The sequence below is a fragment of the Rhodanobacter denitrificans genome, assembly GCF_003335105.1.
In the GTDB taxonomy this organism is placed as follows: domain Bacteria; phylum Pseudomonadota; class Gammaproteobacteria; order Xanthomonadales; family Rhodanobacteraceae; genus Rhodanobacter; species Rhodanobacter denitrificans_A.
The window spans coordinates 152,246-161,230 of sequence record NZ_QFWQ01000004.1; the positions used below are offsets into that span (position 1 = coordinate 152,246).

At 69.1% G+C, this 8,985-nt stretch carries 11 protein-coding genes; 3 read left to right on the forward strand and 8 right to left on the reverse strand.

Going from position 1 to position 8,985, the window contains the following annotated elements; genetic code table 11:
• Nucleotides 1-46 precede the first annotated feature (46 nt).
• From DEO45_RS06450 to DEO45_RS06460, 3 genes are read right to left on the reverse strand one after another with little or no spacing between them, the layout of a single operon-like run.
• Nucleotides 47-1,459, reverse strand: a complete 1,413-nt coding sequence (locus DEO45_RS06450; RefSeq protein WP_114341474.1) for a cryptochrome/photolyase family protein — start codon at nucleotides 1,457-1,459, stop codon at nucleotides 47-49.
• 49 nt (nucleotides 1,460-1,508) lie between these two features.
• Complete coding sequence (locus DEO45_RS06455; protein ID WP_114341475.1) at nucleotides 1,509-2,300, reverse strand: anti-sigma factor; 792 nt, start codon at nucleotides 2,298-2,300, stop codon at nucleotides 1,509-1,511.
• Nucleotides 2,297-2,989 carry a sigma-70 family RNA polymerase sigma factor gene (locus DEO45_RS06460; protein ID WP_428992427.1) on the reverse strand — a complete coding sequence of 231 codons (693 nt, stop codon included), beginning with the start codon at nucleotides 2,987-2,989 and terminating at the stop codon, nucleotides 2,297-2,299. The genes DEO45_RS06455 and DEO45_RS06460 overlap by 4 nt, the downstream gene beginning before the upstream one ends.
• A 61-nt stretch (nucleotides 2,990-3,050) precedes the next feature.
• Between DEO45_RS06460 and DEO45_RS06465 the strand changes: the two genes are divergently transcribed.
• The 3 genes from DEO45_RS06465 (at nucleotide 3,051) to DEO45_RS06475 (ending at nucleotide 4,926) form a co-directional block, all read left to right on the forward strand.
• Nucleotides 3,051-3,413: a COG4315 family predicted lipoprotein gene (locus tag DEO45_RS06465; RefSeq protein WP_114341869.1), complete on the forward strand. Its 363-nt coding sequence runs from the start codon at nucleotides 3,051-3,053 to the stop codon at nucleotides 3,411-3,413.
• 88 nt (nucleotides 3,414-3,501) lie between these two features.
• Entirely contained in the window at nucleotides 3,502-4,407 is a 906-nt protein-coding gene (locus tag DEO45_RS06470) for a DUF3034 family protein (protein WP_114341477.1), read from the forward strand.
• Nucleotides 4,408-4,434: 27 nt separating this feature from the next.
• Nucleotides 4,435-4,926, forward strand: coding sequence for a group I truncated hemoglobin (locus DEO45_RS06475; protein WP_114341478.1), 492 nt, complete (start codon nucleotides 4,435-4,437; stop codon nucleotides 4,924-4,926).
• 126 nt (nucleotides 4,927-5,052) lie between these two features.
• Here the strand turns inward: DEO45_RS06475 and tatA are convergent, their stop codons facing one another.
• From tatA to DEO45_RS06500, 5 genes are read right to left on the reverse strand one after another with little or no spacing between them, the layout of a single operon-like run.
• Nucleotides 5,053-5,256: a twin-arginine translocase TatA/TatE family subunit gene (gene tatA, locus DEO45_RS06480; protein WP_114341479.1), complete on the reverse strand. Its 204-nt coding sequence runs from the start codon at nucleotides 5,254-5,256 to the stop codon at nucleotides 5,053-5,055.
• A 15-nt stretch (nucleotides 5,257-5,271) separates the two neighbouring features.
• Nucleotides 5,272-5,928, reverse strand: a complete 657-nt coding sequence (locus tag DEO45_RS06485; protein ID WP_114341480.1) for a nitrous oxide reductase accessory protein NosL — start codon at nucleotides 5,926-5,928, stop codon at nucleotides 5,272-5,274.
• Nucleotides 5,929-5,941: 13 nt separating this feature from the next.
• Nucleotides 5,942-6,775, reverse strand: a complete 834-nt coding sequence (locus DEO45_RS06490) for an ABC transporter permease (protein ID WP_114341481.1) — start codon at nucleotides 6,773-6,775, stop codon at nucleotides 5,942-5,944.
• Complete coding sequence (locus tag DEO45_RS06495; RefSeq protein ID WP_114341482.1) at nucleotides 6,772-7,701, reverse strand: ABC transporter ATP-binding protein; 930 nt, start codon at nucleotides 7,699-7,701, stop codon at nucleotides 6,772-6,774. Before DEO45_RS06495 ends, DEO45_RS06490 begins: the two co-directional genes overlap by 4 nt.
• On the reverse strand, nucleotides 7,698-8,960 hold the full coding sequence (locus tag DEO45_RS06500) for a nitrous oxide reductase family maturation protein NosD (protein WP_114341483.1): 1,263 nt from the start codon (nucleotides 8,958-8,960) through the stop codon (nucleotides 7,698-7,700). Before DEO45_RS06500 ends, DEO45_RS06495 begins: the two co-directional genes overlap by 4 nt.
• Between the last annotated feature and the right edge of the window lie 25 nt (nucleotides 8,961-8,985).

Consider the following 8,985-nt stretch of genomic DNA (forward strand, 5'->3'; position numbering starts at 1 on the left):
AAGCGGCGGCAATTCGGTGGGGATGATTGCCCCGTGCTCCGATGGATCAGTCGCGCCGCTTGTACGCATCCAGCGCGTCCTGCCGCGAGACGGCCAGATCCACCATCGGCGCGGGATAGCCGCTGCGCATGAGCAGGGCGGGATCCTTCCACGGTTCGTGCAGCAGGGCGGTCGCTGCGTCGGCCAGCTCAGGTAGCCAGCGGCGAAGATAGATGCCGTCGGGGTCGAACTTCTTCGCCTGCGTGACCGGGTTGAACACGCGGAAATACGGTGCCGCGTCGGCGCCGCAGCCGGCCACCCATTGCCAGCCGAGCGTGTTGTTGGCCAGATCCGCGTCCACCAGCGTGTCCCAGAACCAGCGCGCGCCGTGCTGCCAGTGCTGGCGCAGGTTCTTGGTCAGAAAGCTGGCGGCGACCATGCGCACGCGGTTGTGCATCCAGCCGGTGTGCCATAGCTCGCGCATGCCGGCGTCGACCAGCGGGATGCCGGTGCGGCCGCGCTGCCAGCGCTCCAGTGCGGCGGCATCGCGCGGTTCCCAACGGAAAACGGCGAAGCGCGGGTTGAAGTTGTCGGTCGGCGTCTGCGGGAAATGGAACAGCAGGTGGTGGGCGAATTCGCGCCAGCCCAGTTCGCGCAGGTAAGGTTCGATGTCGGGCCGGCGCCTCGCGTCCATCCCTCGTGCGCGGCGATCGAGTTCGGCATGGATCTGCCGTGGCGAGATCTCGCCGGCATGCAGGTGCGGCGACAGCCGCGAGGTGCCTTGCCGCGCGGGCAGGTCGCGCGCGTGCGCATAGTCGCCGATCGCGTCGTCGGCGAAAATTTCCAGCTGCCCGTGTGCGCCGTGCTCGCCTGGCTGCCACGCCCCGGCCAGCCCGGCATCCCAGGGGATGCGCGGCAGCAGGCCAAGAGCTTCCAGCGGCAGGCCACCGGGCAAGACGCGCCAGCCGGGCAGGGCGGGCTCGGGCAACGGTTCGGACGACGGCAGTTGTGGCCGCAGGTTGCGCCAGTAGGGCGTGAACACCCGGTACGGATCGCCCTGCTGCGTGGCGATCGTCCACGGCTCGCACCACAACGCCGCATTGTGGCTGTGCACTTCGACGCCTTCCTCGCGCAGCGCGCTCTTGATGCGCGTGTCGCGGGCGATCGAGGCCGGTTCGTACAATCGGTTCCAGTACACCGCCCCGGCGCCGCTGTGGCGGATCAGTTCGCGCAATTGCCCCAGCGTGTCGCCCTGGCGCAGGTGCAGCGTGGCATGTTGCGTGCGCAGTTGCGCATCGAGCGCGGCCAGCGAATGGTGCAGCCACCAGCGGCTGGCCGCGCCAGCCGGCCATGCGCCGTCCTCGCCGGGGGCGTGGACATACACCGGCAGCACCTGCGCATGCGCCGCGCAGGCCGCGGCCAGGGCGGGGTTGTCGGCCAGGCGCAGATCGCGCCGGAACAGCACGATGGCGGTGCTCACGGGCGGACGGTCGTCCTGTCCAGATCGAGCGTGCACAGATCCAGCGTGTTCAGATCCAGGGTCGGTCCGTCCGCACGTTGCCGATCATGGCCACCTTGCCGCCGGCATCCGGTGCCGCACCGATCGCGCCCTTGGCGATCACTGCGCCGGTCGGCTGGCCGGTCGGCGAGCCGCCGATCGGTTCCACCGACACGGCGAGCGCGGCGGTTGGCCCGAGCCGCGCCAGCAGGGCCGGATCGAGCGCGATCGTGGTGGGCTTGTCACGCGCGATCATGCCCACCGAGATGGGTTTCTGGCCGGCCGGAATCAGCCACAGTTCCGGCGCACGCCCCTGCGCGAACGCGACCGGCGTCGCCGGCACCACGACCATGCGCGCGTGCTGCAGGTCCATGGTGGCGGTCCAGCCGGTGGTGCCGTTGTCCTGCTGGATGGTCGAGGCCATGTAGGCGATGCCGGCCACCTTGGGCGCGGGCACCGGGCGCGGCAGCGAGACCACCACCAGCAGCGCCACGGCCACCGCGCTGGCGCCGATGCCGAGCCAGTGCCACAGCGCCAGGTTGTTCCACAGCCCGCGGCGCGGCTGCGCCAGCGGCGCCCGGGCCGGCGCATCCAGCTGCAGGGCGTCGTGGATGCGCGCCCACACATACGGGGCGGGTGCGACGTCGCCGACAGTCTCGGCCAGCGGAATCAGGCGGCGCTGCCACAACGCCACGGCGGTGGCAGCCTCGTCCGAGGCCAGCACCTCGCGCGCCACTTCCGCGCGGGTGTCGGCGTCCAGCACGCCAAGCACATACTCGGCGTAGCGCAGGTTGTGGTTGCCGTCATCGATGGGCGTGTTCATGAGTCCAGGCACGTGCGGAGTTGCATCAGGCTGCGGCGGATCCAGCTTTTCATGGTGCCGAGCGGCACCTTGCAGCGTGTCGCCAGTTCGTTATACGTGGCGCCGGTGAAAAAGGCTTCACGCACCGAACGCTGCTGTTGCGGCTCCAGTTCATCCAGGCAGTGCTGCAGCCGTCGATATTCCTGGCTGGTTTCCGCGCCGGCTGCCGGCGTGGGTTGTTCGTCCACCGTTTCGTCGAATCGTGCCGGATCGTCCAGCAGCTCCTCGCGATGCTGGCGCAACCGGTCGATCGCCTTGTTGCGCGACAGCGTGACCAGCCAGGTGATCGCGCTGGCCTTGGCCACATCGAACGTGGCGGCGCGGCGCCACACCGTGGTGTAGGTTTCCTGCAGCACGTCCTCCGCCTCGCCGCGGTCGCGCAGCATGCGCAGGCACACGCCGAACAGTTTGGACGAGGTGCGCCGGTACAGCTCGGCAAACGCTTTCTGGTCGTTGCGGCCGGTCTGCAGCAACAGCTGATTCAGCTCGTCACGCTCGGCAGGACTGCTGACACTCATGGGCAAACCATCCTGTAGTGATCGGTCCCGGCCGGCGTGCAGCGACGGGAGGTTACGTTTCATAGCATGAAAGGGGCCTTGCGCGCTGGCAAGTGGTCCGTCTGGCGGCGCCACCGCCTTGCGTGCGTCCATGCGGCTGGCTGCTGCGTACAAGCTGGAGCAGGCGACGGGCCTGCGTGCCGGAGGCCTCGCCATGAACGTTTCCCGATGGGCTGTCGTGTTGTTGATGCTGAGCGGCGCGGCCGCGGCGGCATCCCTTCCGCGGCATGATGCGCAGGGCCTGCTGGTCGATGGCAGCGGGCACACCTTGTACCGCTATGACGTCGATGCCGCGTCCGGCCACAGCCAGTGCAGCGGTCCGTGCGCGGCGGCGTGGCCGCCGTATCTGGCGGATGCCGGCAGCAAGGCCACCGGCGATTACCAGCTGGCTACGCGCGCTGACGGCAGCCGCCAATGGGTCTACCGGGGCTCTCCGCTGTACCTCTTCGCCGGCGACGACAAGCCGGGCGATCGCGCCGGCGATGGCGTGAACGGCAACTGGCACGTGGTGCATTGATGCAATCCACATCCGCGTGCATCCGTCCGGCGATGTCCTGCGTACCTGCATGCACATGCGCATTCCGCGCGTCTTGAGGGGGCTACCCATGCAGAACAATCGAAGGAACCGGATCGCCTGGCTGACCGGATGCGTGCTCGGCGTTTGCCTGGTGTCATCGGCCGCCATGGCAGCCGATGACACCAGCGCGCCAGCATTCAGCAACAAGCTGCTGCTCACCGGCGGCGTGTCGCAGGTCGAAGGTTCGGCCGGTGGCGGGCTGACGCCGTGGGCGGTGATCGGCGGTTACGGCACCGGTGACGAGATCGGCGCCAACGCGTTCGTCACCCACATCAACCTGCCGGATTACCACGTCAACGAAGTCGGCGCGATGGTCGGCCTGTACAACCGCGTGGAGGTGTCCTTCGCGCAGCAGCGTTTCGACACCGAACAGGTGGGTGCGGCGCTGGGACTGGGCCGCGGCTTCACGTTCCGGCAGAACATCATCGGCGTGAAGGTCCGCCTGTTCGGCGACGTGGTGCTCGACCAGGACAGCTGGATGCCGCAGGTGTCGATCGGTGCGCAGCACAAGAAGAACAACCAGGCGGCCGTGCTGGCCTTCGTGGGCGCCAAGTCCGATGAAGGCACCGATTACTACGTCAACGCGACCAAGCTGTTCCTCGGCCAGAGCCTGCTGGTCAACGCCACGCTGCGCATGACCAAGGCCAACCAGATCGGCATCCTCGGTTTCGGCGGCGACAGGAACAACGCGTACAAGCCGGAATTCGAGGGCTCGGTGGCGTACCTGCTCAGCCGCAACTGGGCGGTCGGTGCGGAGTATCGGCAGAAGCCGAACAACCTCGGCATCGCGAAGGAGGACGACTGGTACGACGCGTTCGTCGCCTGGGCGCCGACCAAGCATGTCTCGCTGACGCTGGCGTATGCGGACCTCGGCAACATCGTCATCAAGGACAAGCAACGCGGCCTGTATGCCTCGGTGCAGGTCGGTTTCTGATCATTCCCCTCGCTTCGGAGTACGTCCATGCACACATGCCTTCCGCGCACCGCGCTGCTCGCCATCGCGTTGCTGTTTACCCAGGGCGCCATCGCGCAGGATGCCGCCTCGATGTCGCCGGAGTCGGCGGCGATGGCCGCCAGTGCGCCGCGCGATCCCGCGCTCAAGCCGGTGTTCGACCAGTTCGGCGGCAAGCCGGGGCTGGTGGCGCTGATGAACGACTTCATGGCCAACCTGATGGCGGACGCGCGCACGCGGCCGTATTTCGCCGCCGCCGACCGTGAGCACATCAAGGCGGAGCTGGTCGACCAGTTCTGCGTGATCCTCGACGGCCCGTGCACCTATACCGGCAAGGACATGGAGAAGGTGCATCGCAATCTCGGCATCAACCGCGCGGCCTTCAATGCGCTGGTGGAGGACCTGCAGACCGCGATGGACAAGAACAAGGTGCCGTTCCGCGCGCAGAACAAGCTGCTGGCGAAGCTGGCGCCGATGCATCCGGCGGTCATCACCAGGTAAGCGCATGGCGGCGGGTTCCGCCCGGCGGGCCCGCCCTTGCGGAGGAGCGTCGCGCCGCCTCATCGACGCGGCGTGCAAAGGGAATGCACGGCTTCGACCGGTGGGTTTGGCGGCAGGGGCAGCGGGTCAGGGCTGCCGTTCGTTGCCGGCATCCGGCTGGAGCGCTGGTGGCGCGGCCTCGCCCGGCGGGGCGTCGCGCAGCCCCTTGCGGAAGTCGGCAATGGCGCTGCCGAGGTCGCGGCCGGCGTTGCGCAGCTTGCCGGTGCCGAAGACCAGCAGCGCCAGCACCAGCAGCACGATCCAATGCGAAAAACTGTCCAGTCCGAACATGTGGTGGGTTCCCGGTTATGGAAGTGGTTGGGCCCGCTGCTCCTGCGAGGCAGGCGAAGCCGGTGGTTGCGGCGTGGCCGGCAGGCCGCTGGATGGCTCGGGTCCGGCCACGCACTGCAGCGGGCCCCCGGCGTCGGAGGTTGCCCGGGCGGGGCAACGGTAGTCCAGCGCGGCCACCAGCGCGGGCGTGACCTCGTCGAAACCGAGTACGGCACCGCCGTGTTCGCGTACGAAGGCTTCTGCTGCCGCGCGGGTGGCGAACGGCGCCAGGGTCGGCCCCATCGAGCCGGGCAGCGGCTGCCAGGCCACGTAGAAGGCGCGGCGCGCGTCGATGAAGCTGACCGCGGCGTGGCTGGGCTGCTGCCAGTCGAGGTGGGCGCTGTCCTGCACGAACAGCTCCTGCAGCGCGGCCTGGTTCTCCGGCTGCAGCACGTAGGCGAAGAAGTCGCGGGTGGAGTCGAACACCAGCGGCTTGGCGCGACCCGCGGTCCACGCCTCCGCGCGCGGACCGGGCGAGCCGTCCAGGTACATGCCGCACACGGCGCAGGCGTCGTCCGCATGGGTGTCGACGGCGTGCTTCGCCGGTGGCGGGTTGCCGCCGCAGCCCGCGAACAGGGCCAGTGCAAGCACGAGGGCGGTGCGGCGGATGGTGTTCATCGGCAAGGCTTGCATGCGCGGGTTTCCTTCAGACTTCCTTGCGCCGGAACGCGAGCAGTGCCCATGCGAACGGCACCACCGCCCAGCCCAGCAACAGCAGGCCCAGCAGCACCGGCGAATAAGCGTGGTGGGCGGTCATGCCGGTCAGCAGGTCGTTGCCGGCGCCGTCGCCCAGTGCGGTGAGGTTGACCAGCCGGAACACGTCGACCGGATTGAGCAGCAGCAGGTACGGATACACCGCGCGCTCGAGCGGGTTGCCGCCGCTGACCACCAGCAACGCCAGCAGCGCGAGGTCGAACAGCACCACGCTGGCCAGCCAGCCGATCAGCGCGAGCCCGGCGGCCCGCGACTTGTCGGCCGTCTGCACGCTGATCAGGCAGGCCAGCCCGACGAAGCAGGCACCCAGCAGCGAGGCGCTGACGATGAAGCGGCCGATCTGCAGCCACGCCTGCGCCATCTGCGCCGGCGGCTGCAGCCACTGCATGATCGCTACCGCCAGGCCGAAGCCGGCCAGCGTGGCCACGGCCAGTGCGCCACAGTGGCCGAGGAATTTGCCGGCCACCAGCTGGCCGCGCGCCAGCGGGTAGCTGAGCATCAGCAACAGGGTGCCGTCGTCGCGCTCGCCGACGATGGTGTCGTAGGCGATCAGCAGGCCGATCAGCGGGATCACGAACGCGCCCAGCGTTGTCAGGCTGGCCAGCGTGGCGTCGAACGAGGTGAAGCCCACGCGCCCGGCCGCCGCGCTGCCGAACCAGGCGATGCCCAGCGCCAGCAGGGCGAACAGGATGGTCAACGCCACTGTCCAGCGGTTGCGGAAGTCGTCGCGGAACTCCTTGGCGGCGACGGTGAGGATCGGGTTCATGCGCGGGCCTCCGCGGTGGCCTGGGGGCCGGCGCCGAGCCAGTCGTAGAGCTGCGCCAGGGTGGGTTCGCGTACGTCGAGATCGACGATCGCGGGGTCGGCCAGCAGCTCGCGCAGCGTATGCAGCTTGCTGGCGCGCGGTACCTGCAGCTCCAGCCGGCCATCGGGGCGCGGCCGTGCGGACAGGCCGCCGCTTTCGAGGCGGACGATCAACTCAAGCCCGGCCTGGTCGCGCGGGCGCAACAGCACCTGCGCCGGCAGCGCGGCCGCCTCGCCCAGCGCATGCAGGCTGCCGGCGGCGAGCAAGCGTCCCTGGCGCAGGATCAGCGTGCCGTCGATGTGCGGCTCCAGCTCGGCCAGGAGGTGCGAGGAGACCAGCACGCAACGGCCGTCCGCGCGCAGCTCGCCGACGATGCGGTACAGCTCGCGGGTGGCCTGCGGGTCGAGGCCGGTGGTCGGCTCGTCCAGCAGCACCAGCTCCGGCGAACCCAGCAGCGCCTGCGCCAGGCCGAGGCGCTGGCGCATGCCCTTGGAGTAGGTGCCGACGCGCCGGTCGGCGGCGTGCGCCAGGCCGACGCGCTCCAGCAGCGTGGATACCTGGCCGCGCGGCGCCTGCTTCAGCCGGGCCAGGTAGTCGAGCAGTTCGCGCCCGCTCAGGCTGGCGTAGAAAGTGGCGCTCTCGGGCAGGTAGCCGATGCGCCGGCGCAAGGCATGCGCGCGCCACGGCGATTGGCCGAGCACTTCGAGGCGACCGCCGCTGGGCGCGATCAGGCCAAGGATGAGTTTGATCAGCGTGGACTTGCCCGCGCCGTTGTGGCCGAGCAGGCCGATCACCTGGCCGCGTGGCACGCAGGCGGTGACGCCGTCGAGCGCGGCGAGCGCGCCGTAGCGCTTGGCCAGGGCGTCCAGTTCGATGGCGTGGTTCATGGGTTGGGGCCGGAGGCTTTCATCAGCGGGTGGCTGTCCTGCACCGAGGGCGGCGTGAACACCGGGAACGCGCGCTGCACGTAGCGCATCAGCAGCACCGCGGGGCTGGACATCAGGTTGCGCGCGGTGGGGTATTTCCACAGCAGCACGTCGACGCCGTCGTTGGGGCGGAACGGCACGTCGCCGATGCCGTCGGCGTCCAGGTCCCAGCCGAGGTAGTCGCTCCAGAAATTGCCGCGGCCGTTCGCCGACCACTCCTGGGCGAGGTTCTGCACGTATTTCACCTGGATGCGGTTGTCCACGAAGCGGTTGCTCCACAGACGGTTGTTTTCCGAGCCGGCGGTTACGTGGATGCCGATCTGCGAGTCGGCGACGAGGTTGTCGTGGAAGTCGTTGAGCTGCGACAGGTAGACGAACAGGCCCTTGCCCTCGGTGCCGTCGATCGTGCCGCCGGCGTCGTCGCTCTGGCCGTTGACGCGGTAGACACGGTTGCCGGCGATCTCGCTGTGCGAGATGTAGTTGAGCAGGAAGCCGTAGGACTTCTCGTCCTCGGAGCTGTTGCCGATCACCTTCAGGTGGTGCGAGGACATCAGCGCATAGCCGGCCAGGTTGCCGCGGCTGATGTTGTCCAGCAGCAGGTTGTCCTGGGAATACATGTAATGGACACCGTAGCGCACGTCGTGCACCACGTTGCGCGCGATCGTGTTGTGCGAGCTGACGTAGACGTAGATGCCGTCGCGCGAGCCGGCCACGTCGTTGCCCTCGATGGTGCAGCCGGTGTCGTTCCACAGGTGGATGCCGTCGCCGCGATCGGCCACGCGCAGCGAGCGCATGCCGCGCACCACGTTGTGCGCCACGCGCACGTTGGCGGCACCATCGAGGTAGATGCCGAACAGGCTTTCCTCGATGCGGTTGCCCTCGATCGTGACCTCGCGCGCAGTGCGCTCGACGAAGATGCCCGCGTTCATCGCGGTAAGGTCGGTGCCGCTGTGGCGCACGGTCAGGCCGCGCACGGTGACGTTCGACGCGCCGATGCGCACGACATCGCCGCTGCCGCCGCCGTCGAGGATCGCACCGGGCTCGCCGGCCAGCGTGACGGGCTTGTCCAGCCGCAGGTGCACGGCATGCACGCCGGCCGGCACGCTGACCGTGGCGCCTGGCGGCGCCGCGGCCACGGCCTGTTCCAGCGACTCGTCCGCGTGTGCCGGAAGCGCCAGCAGCGGAAGCAACAGGATCGCGAGGCAACGAAGCATATGCATGGCAGCGGAAGACCCGGCCGTGCCG